Source organism: Bradyrhizobium sp. LHD-71, assembly GCF_031157255.1.
Taxonomy (GTDB): Bacteria; Pseudomonadota; Alphaproteobacteria; order Rhizobiales; family Xanthobacteraceae; genus P52-10.
The window spans coordinates 1-14,715 of record NZ_JAVIFX010000035.1 but is presented as its reverse complement, the minus strand read 5'-3'; the positions used below and the strand labels follow the sequence as shown (position 1 = coordinate 14,715).

Sequence of the window (14,715 nt, the reverse complement as noted above, 5' to 3'; positions counted from 1 at the left end):
CCGGAGTGACCGGGGCCTTCGTTTCGTCTTTTTGTGCTGTCGGGCAGCTTACGCCTACTTCTCGCCGCTACGCTGCTTGAGTGCCGTGCCGAGAATGTCGCCGAGCGTCGCACCCGAATCGGACGAGCCGTACTGGGCAATGGCTTCCTTCTCCTCAGCGACTTCCAGCGCCTTGATCGAGACCTGCACCTTGCGCGCCTTCTTGTCGAACTGGATGACGCGCGCGTCCACCTTCTCGCCGACGGCGAAACGTTCCGAGCGCTGCTCGGAGCGATCGCGGGCGAGTTCGGAACGCTTGATGAAGGTGGTGAAGTCGGTGCCGGTGATCTTCACCTCGATGCCGCCTTCCTTCACTTCCAGCACTTCGCAGGTCACGACCGCGCCCTTCTTGACATCACCGGGCTCAGCAAAGGGATCGCCCTCGAGCTGCTTGATGCCGAGCGAAATGCGCTCCTTCTCCACGTCGACGTCGAGCACCACGGCCTTGACCATGTCGCCCTTCTTGAAGTTGTCGATCACCTGCTCGCCTGGAAGCTTCCAGTCGAGATCGGAGAGATGGACCATGCCGTCCACGTCGCCATCGAGCCCGAGGAACAGGCCGAACTCGGTCTTGTTCTTGACTTCGCCCTCGACGACTGCGCCAACCGGATACCTCTCGACGAACAGCTCCCATGGATTGCGCATGGTCTGCTTGAGGCCGAGCGAGATACGGCGCTTGACGGAATCGACTTCCAGCACCTGCACCTCGACCTCCTGCGACGTCGAAACGATCTTGCCGGGGTGCATGTTCTTCTTGGTCCACGACATCTCCGACACGTGGATCAGGCCCTCGATGCCCGGCTCCAGTTCGACGAACGCGCCGTAGTCGGTGATGTTGGTGACGCGGCCGATGATCTTCGCCTGCAGCGGATACTTCGCTTCAATTCCCTGCCACGGATCATCAAGCAGCTGCTTCATGCCGAGCGAGATGCGGTGCGTCTCGTGATTGATCTTGATGATCTTCACCTTGACGGTCTGGCCGATGCTCAGAACTTCGCTCGGGTGATTGACACGACGCCAGGCGATATCGGTGACGTGCAGGAGGCCGTCGATTCCGCCGAGGTCGACGAACGCACCGTAGTCGGTGATGTTCTTGACGACGCCGTCGATGACCTGACCCTCTTCGAGGTTCTGCACCAGTTCCTGGCGCTGCTCGGCGCGCGTCTCTTCAAGCACCGTGCGGCGCGACACGACGATGTTGCCGCGGCGGCGATCCATCTTCAGGATCTGGAACGGCTGCGAATTGTTCATCAGCGGGCCGACGTCGCGTACGGGACGGATGTCCACCTGCGAGCGCGGCAGGAATGCCACGGCACCGTCGAGATCGACCGTGAAGCCGCCCTTGACCTGGTTGAAGATGACGCCGCTGACCTTCTCGTTGTTCTGGAACGCCTTCTCGAGCTTGCCCCAGCTTTCCTCGCGGCGAGCCTTGTCGCGCGACAGCACGGCTTCGCCGAGCGCATTCTCGATCCGGTCGAGGAACACTTCGACTTCGTCGCCCACTTTGAGCTGGTTCTCCCGACCGGGGCCGGAAAATTCACGCAGGGCCACACGGCCCTCGGTCTTCAGGCCGACATCGATGACGGCCATGTCCTTCTCGATCGCAACCACCTTGCCCTTGATGACAGAGCTTTCCTGCAGGTTGCCGCCGGCGAACGACTCGTCGAGCATGGCGGCAAAATCGTCGCGGGACGGGTTGTAGGAATTCGCAGTACTTGAAGCCATTTGTTCTCCAGTGAGCGGTAACGCCGGACCTTTGAGGTTGACGGGCATAACGGCCGTGCCGGGCGCAGGGTCCGCACACCCTGCGCGACCGCCCCACAAACCCAAATCCACAAACAGGATGTGAATTGGCGTGAATGCGAAGCGGACCGGCGCGAAGCCGGCATGATCGTTACGATGATGATCTGTTGCCGGAGCCTCGATCGAGACAGGGGAGCGGGCTGATCCTCCAATGACGGCAGCAGAGCTTAAAAGTATACCCGCTACCGGCCCGCTCGGACGGCCTCGACAATGTCAATGGCGGCCCGGACGGCGCCTTCTATATCCAATGCGGAGGTATCGAGCAAGTGCGCGTCCGGCGCAGCCTTCAGGGGCGCCGCGGCGCGATTCCTATCCCTTTCGTCACGCTTTTTAATGTCGTCCAGGACCGCGGCCTCGTCCGCCGTCTCGCCCCGGGCGACGATCTCCAGCGTTCTCCGGCGTGCGCGCACTTCCGGCGAGGCGACGACAAAGATCTTCACCTCCGCGTGCGGGCAGATGATGGTTCCAATATCGCGGCCATCGAGCACCGCGCCGGGCGGGTGGCTGGCGAAATCGCGCTGGAAATCGAACAGCGCAGCCCGCACCCCCGGATAGGCGGAAACGACCGAAGCGGCCTGGCCCATGACGTCGGTCTTCAGGTCGGGGCTTTCCAGCTGGCCGGTATCGAGGGCCACCGCTGCGGCGACCGCTTGCGCTTCGTCGGTCAATTGATGGCCGGCATCGAGGACGGCCTTGGCGACCGCCCGATAGATCAATCCGGTATCGAGATGACGATAACCGTAGTGCGCGGCCAAACGCTTGCCGAGCGTGCCTTTCCCGGAGGCTGCAGGTCCGTCGATCGCGATGATCATGCGAACTCCGCGCCCAGCTTCCGCATCATCGGCACGAAGTCGGGGAAACTCGTCGCGATGAACGCGGTGTCATCGACCTTCACCGGCGTGTCGGCGGCAAGGCCCATCATCAACGCCGACATCGCAATCCGGTGGTCCATGTGAGTGGCGACGACACCGCCGCCCGGAACATGACCGCGCCCCTCGATGATCATGTCGTCGCCGACGATTTCGGTCTTTACGCCATTGACGCGCAGCATCGCCGCGGTGGCCGCCAACCGATCCGACTCCTTCACGCGCAGCTCCTGCAGGCCGCGCATGGTCGTCGTGCCCTCGGCGAAGCTCGCAGCCACGGCCAGCACCAGATACTCGTCGATCATCGATGGCGCGCGCTCTGCCGGCACATCGACACCGCGCAGTTGCGAAGAGCGCACCCTGAACTCCGCCATCGGCTCGCCCGCATCGCCGCGCGTCTTCAGCTCATCGATCTGTGCGCCCATGTCCCGCAGCGTCTTGATCAGGCCGGTGCGGAGCGGATTGGTCATGACATCGGCCAGCACAATCTCGGAGTCCGGCACCACCAGCGCAGCAACCATCGGAAATGCCGCCGATGACGGGTCGGCTGGCACGGTGACGGCCGCGCCTTTGAGCTCGGGCTGGCCTTTGAGCGAAATCCTCCGGCCGTGCACACCCTCCGGCTTCGACGAGACCTCGGCACCAAAATGCGTCAGCATGCGTTCCGTGTGGTCGCGACTCCACTCGTTCTCGATCACCGTGGTCATGCCGGGCGCGGCAAGGCCTGCGAGCAATACGGCGGACTTGATCTGCGCCGAGGGCACCGGCGTGCGGTAGATGATCGGAATCGGCGCGCGCGCGCCTTCAAGCGTCAGTGGCAAACGGCCACCATCGGCGTCGTGGCTGCTGCGGGCGCCCATCTGCTCCAGCGGATCGAGAATCCGCCGCATCGGTCGCGTACGAAGGCTCGCATCGCCATCGAATCTCGCCGTAATCGGCGCGCCTGCGACCGCGCCCATCGCCAGCCGGCAACCGGTGCCGGAATTGCCGAAATCAAGCGGCTCCGACGGGGCGGCGAAACCGGCGACACCGACGCCGCGAACCGTCCACAGACCTTCGCCATGCCGCTCCACGCTGGCGCCGAGGCTGCGCATCGCCTTGGCCGTGTTGAGGACGTCCTCGCCCTCCAGAAGACCTGAAATCCGGGTTTCGCCCACCGCAAGCGCCCCCAGAATCAGCGCACGATGGGAGATCGACTTGTCTCCCGGAACGCGCACGCGCCCGGACAGGGCAGCGCTCTTTCTGGCCTCAATCGGCGTTTTGGGACCGGAATGGCTCACGGGCGGCAAATCTCCATGCGTGTTCAGTCTCTCGTGTCCCGGTTCTAACGTTCGCACCACTTCGCAGCAACCTCGGAGGCGCACGTTAGAACCAAGAGGGACACTAGCAACCTTATGAAGCTAGTGCGCTTTTTGGATTTGACGTTCGTGCGCAGGACTGGCGGCGAGGGCGGCACGAACGTCAGATCCAGCGCACTAGCAGGCCTCCCGCGCCGCGTCACGAGCAGATATCCCGATATGCAAACGCGCTATTGACAGCGGCCATTCAACTAGCCAAGTGAAGCACCGCTTTTCAGAAAATCCCAGGATTCTGCACGTGGCCAAGTCCGAACTCGGAACTAAACGCATTTGCCCTACGACGGGTAAGAAGTTTTACGACCTGAACAAGAATCCGGTGATCTCTCCCTATACGGGCGAGGTCGTGCCGATCGCGCCGCCCGCACCGTCACGCGGTCGCGGTGCCGCTGCGGCCGCATCGGCGGAGGAAGCAGCGCCGGAGGCCGCCGAAATGGAGACGGTGTCGCTGGAGGAGGCTGACGCCGAGGCCACCGGCAAGGGCAAGGCCGATCTGCCCGAGAGTGAGGACGATATCGAGGTGGATGAGACGCTCGACGACGAGGACGATGATTCGACCTTCATCGCCGAAGAGGAAGAAGGTGAAGACGACGTTACCGACATCATCGGCGATGTGTCGGACGACGAAGAGAGCTGACGGCCGCTCTTGGACGGCTCATGGGCAAGAACTGCTCTTGAGAACCGCAGGGAAGTATGATTTCAGAAGTCTCGCTGCTTATGAGCAGCGACGCGTCGGGGCCATAGCTCAGCTGGGAGAGCGCTTGCATGGCATGCAAGAGGTCGGCGGTTCGATCCCGCCTGGCTCCACCACGCTTCGCCCGTAGGGCGAAGACGGGCTGCCGTGGATCAATGTCGCGCGCAGCAACAACTTTCCCGAGCAAGAATAAACCAGCGTCACGACCGACCTGAAGGTCGCATGGCAGATCACAACGCCCGGCCCCTCGCCGCATACCGCGAAGTTCGCGCCTTGGACGCTTGTCTGGTATTGCGCGTGCCGCGACAAGCTCACGATATTAGCGTTTGAAAGATATCTAAAGTCGCACTCGGGCAGAGCGTTTGCCAAGAAGTGCCTCCTGTGCTCCCTCCCTTCTTCTGACCAACCCCGAACGAACTAAGGAACGGCTAAGCTTCATGACCACCCAATCGGCCTTTGGCGCTCTGGCGGGTTTGCGCGTGATCGATCTCACGCGCGTGCTCGGCGGACCTTACTGCACGCAGATCCTCGGCGATCACGGCGCGGAGATCATCAAGCTCGAGCCGCCGGCCGGTGACGAGACGCGCGAATGGGCGCCGAGGGCGAAGGAAGGCTCCGCCTACTTCAACGGTGCCAACCGCAACAAGCGCTCGATCGGTCTCGATCTGACGAAACCTCGCGGACGCGAGGTGCTGATGAAGCTGCTGAAAGACGCAGACGTCATGATCGAGAATTTCAAGCCCGGAACCCTCGACAAGTGGGGCATCGGCAGCGCGTTCCTGCGCGAGAAATTTCCAAGGCTGATCCACTGCCGCATCTCCGGCTTCGGCGCCGATGGTCCGCGCGGCGGCAACCCCGGCTACGACGCCATCGTTCAGGCCATGGCGGGCATGATCGCCGCCAACGGCTCGCCCGAGGGCGGCCCGACACGAATAGGCATTCCGGTCGTCGACCTGACCACCGGGCTCTACGCCGCCGTCGGCATTCTGATGGCGCTGAACGAACGGCAGAAGTCGGGCATGGGGCAATTTCTCGAAACGACGCTGTTCGAGACCGGTCTTGCCGTCATGCACCCGCATTCGTCGAACTACTTCTTCACCGGCAAGACGCCGGTGCCGCAGGGCAACCCGCATCCAAGTCTTGCGCCGTACGAGTCGTTCAAGACGCGCGACGGGCTGATCTTCATCGGCATCGGCAACGACGGCACCTTCCGCAAGCTCGCCCAGGAAGTCGGCAAGCCGGAGCTCGGCACCGACAAGCGCTTTGCGCGAAACGAGGACCGGATCGCCAATCGCGAAGCGCTGCGCGCGGAGATGGAGGAAGTCTTCAAGGATTTCGACCGTGACCCGTTGTGCGACCGGCTGCTGGCGGCAGGCCTACCCGCCGGACCGATCCAATCGATCGACAAGGCGCTGAACAGCGAGCAGAGCAAGCATCGCGGCATCGTTATCAGCAAGGACTGGTACAAGGGCGTCGCCTCGCCGATCCGCTTCGACCGCTCGAAGGCCAGCCTGCGTCACACCCCGCCCGCATTCAGCCAGCACGCCGTAGAAATCCTTGGCGAGGCGGGCTTGAAACAGGACGAGATCGACGGCCTCGTCGCAGAAGGCGTCGTGAGCCCTACAAAGACAATCTGATCGCGCACGATGGGCTCGCGGCCACGATGGTGCGAATTTCTGGTCCACGACACTAGTCACCATCGTGACAAACCCGGCACCGCCAGCCCGGCGGTGCCGGGCGCTGTCGACGCTGAAGTCATCGTCTTCGCCTAATTGGGGCTTCCCTCCCGCAGGTCTCCCGCCGTACCATCCTTGCTACAAGAGCGTCATTGCCCGCCGATAAAACCTGCGGCGGCCAGATTCCAGCCGATGACGCACCGGGAGGGACTTCATGATCCGTTCGATCCGCCTTTTGGCGGCCTTAGCCACCGTCGCAGCGGCGACACCCGCGCTTGCCCAGACCGAAATCCAGTGGTGGCACGCGATGACCGGCGCGAACAACGACGTCATCGTCAAGCTCGCCGAGGAATTCAACGCCTCGCAGAAGGACTACAAGGTCGTCCCCTCCTACAAGGGCAGCTATCCCGACACGATGAACGCAGGCATCGCGGCGTTCCGTGCCGGCAACGCGCCGCACATCATGCAGGTGTTCGAGGTCGGCACCGCAACGATGATGGCGGCGACGGGCGCGGTGAAGCCCGTTCACCTGTTGATGAAGGAGACCGGGGAAAAATTCGACCCGAACGCCTATCTGCCCGCCATCACCGGCTACTACTCGACGTCGAAGGGCGAAATGCTGTCGTTTCCCTTCAACTCGTCCTCGACGGTGATGTGGATCAACAAGGACGCGCTGAAGAAGGCCAACATCGCCGAGATTCCGAAGACCTGGCCGGAGGTCTTCGAGGCAGCAAAGAAGCTGAAGGCGTCCGGCTCCACCACCTGCGGCTTCTCCAATGCCTGGGTCACCTGGGTGAACCTCGAGCAGCTGTCGGCGTGGCACAACGTACCGCTGGCAACCAAGGCCAACGGACTCGACGGCTTCGATACCGAGCTCAAGTTCAACGCGCCGCTGCAGCTCAAACACCTTCAGACGCTGATCGACCTGCAGAAGGACAAGACCTACGACTACTCAGGCCGCACCAACACCGGCGAGGGCCGCTTCACCTCCGGCGAGTGTCCGATCTTCCTCACTTCGTCAGCCTTCTTCGGCAACGTCCGCGCCAACGCCAAGTTCGAATGGACCAACGCGCCGATGCCTTACTATCCGGATGTCGCCGGCGCCCCGCAGAATTCGATCATCGGCGGCGCCTCGCTGTGGATCATGGGCGGCAAGAAGCCGGACGAGTACAAGGGCGTCGCCAAATTCCTGGCGTTCCTCTCCGACACTGACCGGCAAGTGGCGATCCACAAGGCCTCCGGCTATCTGCCGATCACCAAGGCCGCTTATGCCAAAGCGAAGGAGCAGGGCTTCTACAAGGACCAGCCCTATCTCGAGACGCCGCTGCTCGAGCTTTCCAACAAGGAGCCGACCGAGAATTCGCGCGGCCTGCGCCTCGGCAACATGGTTCAGCTTCGCGATATCTGGGCGGAGGAAATCGAAGCGGCACTGGCCGGCAAGAAGTCGGCCAAGGAAGCGCTCGACACTGCGGTGTCGCGCGGAAACCAGATGCTGCGCCAGTTCGAACGCACGGTTTCGAGGTGATCATGAAGGGGCGGACCGGCTAGTGTCCCGAATCCGAAGTTCGCTATACTTTGCAGCGAGCTCAGAGCGAACTTCGGATTCGATCAGGACGCTAGCAAGTTTATGATACTAGTGTCGTTTATGGATCAGAAATTCGCACGACGGACTCGCGTCAACGATGGTGCGAATTTCTGATCCGCGACACTAGCGCCTGATGAGTTGGATTTGCCGTCATGCCCTCGGTCGTCGCGGCCAGGCGAAGCGCGAGCCGGGACCCGGCATGCCAGCGTCGGACCCTTGTCGCAGACGCTGCGGGCCGCTGGATGCCCGCTGCAGCCTGTCCTCGGTCCGCGCTTCGCGGACCCGGGGCGGGCATGACGGCGGGTCTAACTTGGCCAAGAGGTTTCAGCATCGCTTCAGCGGAGAACAACGATGAAAATGTGAAGCCAACCTAAACCCATCACGCTCGAGCGGCCTGCCCCCTTCAGCCCTTCCAGATGCAAAAGCAATCGTTCTTTCAGTCCCCGCTGCTCCCGTTCCTTCTGATCGCACCTCAGGTGACGATCGTCCTCGTGTTCTTCTACTGGCCCGCGATCCAGGCGGTCTGGCAATCGTTCCTGCTGCAGGATGCGTTCGGCCTCTCGACCACGTTCGTCGGCTTCGAGAACTACGTCCATCTCCTTCACGAGCCCGGCTACTTCGACGCCATCGTGCGGACGTTCGCATTTTCGGCGATGATCGCGCTGCTGTCGCTCAGCATCGCGCTGCTGCTGGCGGTGATGGCCGACAAGCCGATGCGGGCCGGCGGCATCTATCGCACGCTGCTGATCTGGCCCTACGCCGTCGCGCCTGCCGTCGCCGGCGTGCTGTGGATCTTCATGCTGCATCCATCGCTGGGCGTTCTTGCGCGCGGCCTGCGCGCGCTCGGTATCGACTGGAATCCGCTGCTCAACGGCGACCACGCGGCGATTCTGGTGATCGCGGCCGCGACCTGGAAGCAGATCTCCTACAACTTCCTGTTCTTCCTCGCCGGCCTGCAATCGATCCCGCGCAGCATCATCGAGGCGGCCGCGATCGACGGCGCAGGTCCGACGCGCCGGTTCTGGACGGTGGTGTTCCCACTGCTGTCGCCCACGGTTTTCTTCCTCATCGTCGTCAACATCGTCTATGCGTTTTTCGATACCTTCGGAATCATCGACGCAACCACCGGCGGCGGTCCGTCGAAAGCGACCGAAACACTGGTCTACAAAGTTTATCTGGACGGCCTGCTCGGCGGCAATCTCGGCTCGTCGGCGGCGCAGTCGGTGATCTTGATGGTGATCGTAATCGCGCTCACTGCGATCCAGTTTCGCTATGTCGAACGCAAGGTGACGTACTGATGGTCGAACGCAGGGGCATCGGCGACATCGTTCCGCACCTCGTGCTGTGGCTCGGGATCGCGGTCGTTGCGTTTCCCGTCTACCTCGCCTTCGTCGCCTCGACGCAGGAAGCCTATCTGATCGCCAACGGCCAGATGTCGCTGCTGCCCGGCGGCAAGTTCCTCGACAACTACTACCGGACGATCTTCATCGGCACGAGCAGTTCGACCCGCGAGCCGGTCGGCACGATGCTGTTCAATTCCTTCGTGATGGCGATGGCAATTTCGCTCGGCAAGATCGCTATCTCGATCATCTCCGCCTATGCGATCGTCTATTTCCGCTTTCCCTTTCGCATGGCGGTGTTCTGGCTGATCTTCATCACGCTGATGCTGCCGGTCGAAGTCCGCATCTATCCGACCTACAAGATCGCCGCCGACCTTTCGCTGCTCGACAGTTTCGCGGGGCTGACGCTGCCGCTGATTGCATCCGCGACGGCGACACTGCTGTTCCGGCAGTTCTTCATGACCGTGCCGGACGAACTTCTCGAAGCCTCGCGGATCGACGGCGCGGGACCGATCCGCTTCTTCAAGGATACGCTGCTGCCGCTGTCGCGCACCAACATGGCGGCGCTGTTCGTCATTCTTTTCATCTATGGCTGGAATCAGTATCTCTGGCCGCTGCTGATAACCACACGCGACAACATGCAGACGATCGTCATCGGCATCCGCAAGATGATCACGACATCGGATGCGCTGACCGAATGGCCGCTGGTGATGGCGACCGCGATGCTGGCGATGCTGCCGCCGGTCGCCGTGGTCATCCTGATGCAGAAGCTGTTCGTTCGCGGCCTTGTCGAGACAGAGAAGTAATCATGGCGAATGTCACCTTGCGCGATGTGCGCAAGACCTACGCGGGCGGCGTCGAGGCCATCAAGGGCATCAGCCTGGAGGTTGGCGATGGACAGTTTTGCGTATTGGTCGGTCCCTCCGGTTGCGGCAAGTCCACGCTGCTGCGGATGATCGCGGGGCTCGAGACGATCACCGGCGGTGAGATCGACATCGGCGAGCGCGTGGTCAACAACATCGAGCCGGCCGATCGCGACATCGCGATGGTGTTCCAGAACTACGCGCTCTATCCGCACATGAGCGTCTACAACAACATGGCCTACGGCCTGCGCAACCGCGGCATGCCGAAGGCCGCGATCGACAAGCGCGTGCGCGACGCAGCGCAGACCCTCGAGATCGGCGCGCTGCTCGACCGCAAGCCGCGGCAGCTCTCCGGCGGCCAGCGTCAGCGCGTCGCGATGGGGCGCGCCATCGTCCGGCAGCCGAAGGTGTTCCTGTTCGATGAACCGCTGTCCAACCTGGATGCGAAGCTGCGTATCGCCATGCGGGTCGAGATTCGCAAATTGCAACGACGGCTGCGGACCACGTCGGTCTACGTCACGCACGATCAGCTCGAGGCAATGACGCTCGCCGACATTCTGGTGGTGATGAATGGCGGCGTGGTCGAGCAGATCGGCAAGCCGATCGAGATCTACCGCCGGCCCGAGACGACCTTCGTGGCCTCCTTCATCGGCGCGCCGCCGATGAACCTGCTGTCGCTGGGCTCGCCGTCCATCGGCGGCGTATCGGGGCTGCCGGCGGCCGCCGGCGTCGTCGGCGTGCGGCCGGAGGACCTGTCATTCGGCGGCAGCGGCGCTCCCAGCGGCGGACTGGCGCTCGACCTGCAGGTCGAGGCCGTCGAACGCATCGGCGCGGAGACCTTCGTCTACGGACACCACGCGAATGCCGGCGAGATCCTGGTCCGTGTGCCCGGGGAAGCCGCGCCGCCGATCGGCGAGGCGGTGACGGCGGTCGCGCCACGGGCCAAGCTGCATGTGTTCACCGGCGACGGCCGCCGGCGGATCGACATCTGAGGGTTGCAAGGCGGGGCCCGGGGGCGCTTCAGGCCAGACCGCGAGGGCGGTTTTCTCCTTTGGTTCCAGAAGCTTCTTGAAAGCCGGTTCCGTCTCCCCATATCATTCATGACGACCGGCGACCGAATCGCCGGGCGGCAGGGGTGCCATTCCGGGCCCCGTCAAAGTCGCTTCGAGAGGACTTTGGGAAATGACCCGTGTTCCTTCGCTATCCAGCCCGTTCCTGCTGGGATTCGACGAAATCGAGCGTGTGCTTGATCGCGTCGTCAAGGGCGCCGATGGCTACCCGCCATACAACATCGAGCGTCTGGCCCGTACCGACGGCCAGCCTGAACGCCTGCGCATCACGCTGGCGGTTGCAGGGTTCACCCGCGATCAACTCGATGTGACGACTGAGGAAAATCAGCTCGTCATTCGCGGGCGGCAGCAGGACGAAAAGACCAGACAGTACATCCATCGCGGCATTGCCGCACGCCACTTCCAGCGCACCTTTGTGCTGGCGGAAGGCATGGAAGTACTAGGCGCGGATTTGCGAAATGGCCTGCTGTCGATCGATCTCGCCCGACCGGAACCCGAGCGGATCGTTAAGACGATCGCCATCCATGAACACGAATAATCGTTGGAACTGAAGCGGACTCGACCGCTTGCAACCTTGAGGAGTCGAGGACCATGACTGAAGACAATGTCGTCAACGAAGGCAATGTCATCAACCCTGCTTCGGACATGACGCCAGAGGCGTTGGCTCACCTGGGCGAAGGTCACATTGCCTATGTGAAGCAGATTCGTTCCGAGGATGTGCCCGGACTGTTTCCGACCGCGCCGCAGATGTCGCCCGGCCTGAAACTGTTCGCGCTGCACGCGGCGAACGGTGCGCCGATCATGCTGACTGACAGCCTGGAGGCGGCCATTGCCAGCGCATGGAGCAACGAACTGCAAACCGTCAGTGTCCACTGACGTAGCCGAATTCTCTTCCGCAACGGCGGTTCACTGAACTGATCCCGAAAACCGGTCTCCACTTTTCGGGATCAGCGCCTTGAGATCAAGCAAAGCAACATCTCCACAACTATCTCAGCGTCGTCCTCGCGGAGACGGGGACCCGGCACCCTCAAGCGTCTGCGATAAAATCGAAGCCGCTGCGGTATAGGATGCCCGCCTTCCGCGGGCATGACGACGGAGCCTCAGCTCACGCTAGGCGGCCGTTGCGGGAGGTAACGCGAGAACCGCGTAGAGTGCTTCCGCGTCGCGCGAGGCGCGGAGCTTGTTGGCAACATCCTGATCGCGAAGAAGCCGCGCAACGCGCGCCAGCGCCTTGAGATGATCGGCACCGGCGCCCTCAGGTGCCAGCAGCAACAGCATCAGATCGACCTGCTGGCCGTCCATCGCTTCGAAGTCGATCGGCCGTTCCAGACGTGCGAACAAACCGAAGATCTTGTCGAGCTTCGGCAGCTTGCCGTGCGGAATCGCGACGCCGTAACCGACGGCCGTCGTTCCGAGCTTCTCCCTTTGCAACAGCACCTCGAAGATCGATCGTTCGTTCTGTCCGGTCAGCACCGCCGCACGCGCCGCAAGTTCCTGCAACGCCTGCTTCTTGCTGTTGACCTTCAATGCCGGGATGATCGCCTCGGGCGCGACGAGATCGGTAATCGTCATGTAGCGTACCGAGAGTGAAGAGTTGGGACCGTCAGGGTTGCAATATGGGACCATGGCCGGCGGGCGCCAAGCGCAGGCCGGATAGGGCCCCCAAGCCTCAAGGGCGGCGGACCATAGGGAGAGGGTTTCACGGCGTCAATGCCTTCACGAGTGGCTAGCTGTTAACCGCCGGCGGGTCCACCCAGCCGATATTGCCGTCTGGACGCCGGTAGATAAGGTTAACACGGCCACTGGTGCCGTGCAGGAACACGACCACCGGAGCGCCGGTGAGATCCAATTCCATCACCGCCTCGCTGACCGAAAGGCGGCGCAGCGACTGCGTCGTCTCGGCGATGATGACCGGATTGAAGGCCTGCATCTCCTCGTCGTCGGACAGCGGAGGTGCCTCGATCACGTAGCTTGGAACATTGAAGGCGGCGAGCGCGTCACTGGCCGCAGCCGCGTATGCTTTGCGCGCGGAACGATCCTTCAGGCGGCTCTTGTAGCGGCGCAACCGCTTTTCGATCTGGCCGAGCGCCAGGTCGGCGCTCGCATAGGCATCACCCGCCGTCGAATCGGCTTCAAGAATCATCCCGGAGTCGAGATGCAACATGCAGTCGGTGCGGAAGCCGTTCTTGCCTTTGCCGATCGTCACGTGTCCGGAAAAGTTGCCGTCGAAATACTTGCGCAGCACATCGTCGGTGCGACCGCTGACGCGCTCGCGAAGCGCCTCGCTGACACTGATACCCTTTCCCGACACCCGGATCGTCATGTCGTTCCTCGTCTCGCTGGGGTGAATTCGCCGCCCCGGAACGGAGCGGCGCTAACCTGCAGCAACCGCGGTTACGGCCGCTTCGTTCCCCGGCAGGCACTTCTTGTCGCGACGTCGTTGAACCGATGACGGAATACGCATGGCTTCACGATATTTTGCCACCGTTCGCCGGGCGATGTCGATCCCTGCGGCCTTCAACATTTCGACGATGGCGTCGTCGGACAGAATATCATTGGGATTTTCCGCATCGATCAATTGCTTGATGCGGTGCCGCACGGCTTCTGCGGAATGGGCATCGCCGCCGTCGGCGGATGCGATCGCCGCGGTAAAAAAGTATTTCAGCTCGACGATGCCACGCGGCGTCGCCATGTACTTGTTGGCGGTAACGCGCGACACTGTTGATTCGTGCATCTGGATTGCGTCGGCCACGACCTTGAGGTTGAGCGGACGCAAGCGGGCAATGCCGTGCTGAAAAAATCCGTCTTGCTGGCGGACGATTTCGGTTGAGACCTTCAAGATCGTGCGTGCGCGCTGATCGAGCGCCCGCACCAGCCACGTCGCGTTCTGCAGGCAATCGGCAAAGTACGATTTGTCTTCACCTTTACGCAGATTGCCCGCGAGTTCGCTGTAGTAGCTCTGATTGACGAGGACCTTCGGCAGCGTATCGCTGTTGAGCTCGACCAGCCAGCCGCCGTCCGGCCCGGGACGCACGAACACGTCCGGCACCACCGTCTGCACGCGCGTCGACGAGAACTTCAGGCCGGGCTTCGGATCGAGCTGACGGATTTCGGAGATCATCTCGGCGAGGTCCTCATCGTCGACGCCGCAGACTTTTCGAAGCGCGGCGACGTCGCGCCGCGCCAAGAGATCGAGATTCTCGACCAGCGCGCGCATCGCCGGATCGTAGCGATCGCGATCGCGCAGTTGAACCGCGAGACACTCGCTCAAGCTCCTCGCACAGATTCCAACAGGATCGAATTTCTGGATGGTCGTGAGAACGCTCTCGACATCGGCTGGCGACGCGCCGAGCTGATCGGCGACATGGCTGAGATCTGCCGGCACGTATCCCGCCTCGTCGACCAGATCGATGAGGTACTGTCC

The 14,715-nt window shown here is 62.5% G+C and carries 14 protein-coding genes and 1 tRNA gene; 9 read left to right on the top strand and 6 right to left on the bottom strand.

Features of this window, described 5'->3' with window-relative positions; all coding sequences use genetic code 11:
* Positions 1-54 precede the first annotated feature (54 nt).
* From rpsA to aroA, 3 genes are all read right to left on the bottom strand, one after another.
* Positions 55-1,764, bottom strand: coding sequence for a 30S ribosomal protein S1 (gene rpsA, locus RCO31_RS29650; protein ID WP_308971910.1), 1,710 nt, complete (start codon positions 1,762-1,764; stop codon positions 55-57).
* A gap of 260 nt (positions 1,765-2,024) precedes the next feature.
* Complete coding sequence (cmk, locus tag RCO31_RS29645) at positions 2,025-2,654, bottom strand: (d)CMP kinase (protein ID WP_308971909.1); 630 nt, start codon at positions 2,652-2,654, stop codon at positions 2,025-2,027.
* Positions 2,651-3,988, bottom strand: coding sequence for a 3-phosphoshikimate 1-carboxyvinyltransferase (aroA, locus tag RCO31_RS29640; RefSeq protein ID WP_308971908.1), 1,338 nt, complete (start codon positions 3,986-3,988; stop codon positions 2,651-2,653). Before aroA ends, cmk begins: the two co-directional genes overlap by 4 nt.
* A 316-nt stretch (positions 3,989-4,304) precedes the next feature.
* Here aroA and RCO31_RS29635 point away from each other — a divergent pair, with 316 nt between their 5' ends.
* From RCO31_RS29635 to RCO31_RS29595, 9 genes are all read left to right on the top strand, one after another.
* A complete protein-coding gene (locus tag RCO31_RS29635; RefSeq protein ID WP_308971907.1) occupies positions 4,305-4,700 on the top strand; it encodes a TIGR02300 family protein in 396 nt (131 codons plus the stop codon).
* Between the two features lie 97 nt (positions 4,701-4,797).
* Positions 4,798-4,873 (top strand) — tRNA-Ala (locus RCO31_RS29630).
* A gap of 321 nt (positions 4,874-5,194) precedes the next feature.
* Positions 5,195-6,394, top strand: a complete 1,200-nt coding sequence (locus RCO31_RS29625) for a CaiB/BaiF CoA-transferase family protein (RefSeq protein WP_308971906.1) — start codon at positions 5,195-5,197, stop codon at positions 6,392-6,394.
* 253 nt (positions 6,395-6,647) lie between these two features.
* Positions 6,648-7,958, top strand: a complete 1,311-nt coding sequence (gene ugpB, locus RCO31_RS29620) for a sn-glycerol-3-phosphate ABC transporter substrate-binding protein UgpB (RefSeq protein WP_308971905.1) — start codon at positions 6,648-6,650, stop codon at positions 7,956-7,958.
* A 476-nt stretch (positions 7,959-8,434) separates the two neighbouring features.
* Complete coding sequence (gene ugpA, locus RCO31_RS29615; protein ID WP_308971904.1) at positions 8,435-9,316, top strand: sn-glycerol-3-phosphate ABC transporter permease UgpA; 882 nt, start codon at positions 8,435-8,437, stop codon at positions 9,314-9,316.
* Entirely contained in the window at positions 9,316-10,164 is an 849-nt protein-coding gene (gene ugpE / locus RCO31_RS29610; protein WP_308971903.1) for a sn-glycerol-3-phosphate ABC transporter permease UgpE, read from the top strand. The genes ugpA and ugpE overlap by 1 nt, the downstream gene beginning before the upstream one ends.
* 2 nt (positions 10,165-10,166) lie before the next feature.
* A complete protein-coding gene (locus RCO31_RS29605) occupies positions 10,167-11,213 on the top strand; it encodes a sn-glycerol-3-phosphate import ATP-binding protein UgpC (RefSeq protein ID WP_308971902.1) in 1,047 nt (348 codons plus the stop codon).
* Positions 11,214-11,403: 190 nt separating this feature from the next.
* Positions 11,404-11,829 (top strand): Hsp20 family protein, encoded by a 426-nt coding sequence (locus RCO31_RS29600; RefSeq protein WP_308971901.1) that lies wholly within the window; start codon positions 11,404-11,406, stop codon positions 11,827-11,829.
* Positions 11,830-11,882: 53 nt separating this feature from the next.
* The gene (locus RCO31_RS29595) at positions 11,883-12,167 is read left to right on the top strand and encodes a DUF1150 domain-containing protein (RefSeq protein ID WP_308971900.1); all 285 of its coding nucleotides are present in this window, start codon (positions 11,883-11,885) and stop codon (positions 12,165-12,167) included.
* A gap of 234 nt (positions 12,168-12,401) precedes the next feature.
* Here RCO31_RS29595 and ptsN read toward each other — a convergent pair whose 3' ends face one another.
* The 3 genes from ptsN to rpoN all read right to left on the bottom strand — a co-directional run.
* Positions 12,402-12,863 carry a PTS IIA-like nitrogen regulatory protein PtsN gene (gene ptsN / locus RCO31_RS29590; RefSeq protein WP_308971899.1) on the bottom strand — a complete coding sequence of 154 codons (462 nt, stop codon included), beginning with the start codon at positions 12,861-12,863 and terminating at the stop codon, positions 12,402-12,404.
* Between the two features lie 154 nt (positions 12,864-13,017).
* Complete coding sequence (gene hpf / locus RCO31_RS29585) at positions 13,018-13,614, bottom strand: ribosome hibernation-promoting factor, HPF/YfiA family (RefSeq protein ID WP_308971898.1); 597 nt, start codon at positions 13,612-13,614, stop codon at positions 13,018-13,020.
* Between the two features lie 51 nt (positions 13,615-13,665).
* Positions 13,666-14,715 (bottom strand): RNA polymerase factor sigma-54 (rpoN, locus tag RCO31_RS29580; RefSeq protein ID WP_308971897.1); only part of this gene is annotated, 1,050 nt, incomplete at its 5' end.

Coding starts and splice junctions, on each gene's coding strand:
- RCO31_RS29595 (WP_308971900.1), top strand. CDS start 11,883: ATGACTGAAGACAATGTCGTCAACGAAGGCAATGTCATCAACCCTGCT.
- ugpB (WP_308971905.1), top strand. CDS start 6,648: ATGATCCGTTCGATCCGCCTTTTGGCGGCCTTAGCCACCGTCGCAGCG.
- ptsN (WP_308971899.1), bottom strand. CDS start 12,863: ATGACGATTACCGATCTCGTCGCGCCCGAGGCGATCATCCCGGCATTG.
- RCO31_RS29600 (WP_308971901.1), top strand. CDS start 11,404: ATGACCCGTGTTCCTTCGCTATCCAGCCCGTTCCTGCTGGGATTCGAC.
- ugpA (WP_308971904.1), top strand. CDS start 8,435: ATGCAAAAGCAATCGTTCTTTCAGTCCCCGCTGCTCCCGTTCCTTCTG.
- rpsA (WP_308971910.1), bottom strand. CDS start 1,764: ATGGCTTCAAGTACTGCGAATTCCTACAACCCGTCCCGCGACGATTTT.
- cmk (WP_308971909.1), bottom strand. CDS start 2,654: ATGATCATCGCGATCGACGGACCTGCAGCCTCCGGGAAAGGCACGCTC.
- RCO31_RS29605 (WP_308971902.1), top strand. CDS start 10,167: ATGGCGAATGTCACCTTGCGCGATGTGCGCAAGACCTACGCGGGCGGC.
- RCO31_RS29625 (WP_308971906.1), top strand. CDS start 5,195: ATGACCACCCAATCGGCCTTTGGCGCTCTGGCGGGTTTGCGCGTGATC.
- ugpE (WP_308971903.1), top strand. CDS start 9,316: ATGGTCGAACGCAGGGGCATCGGCGACATCGTTCCGCACCTCGTGCTG.
- hpf (WP_308971898.1), bottom strand. CDS start 13,614: ATGACGATCCGGGTGTCGGGAAAGGGTATCAGTGTCAGCGAGGCGCTT.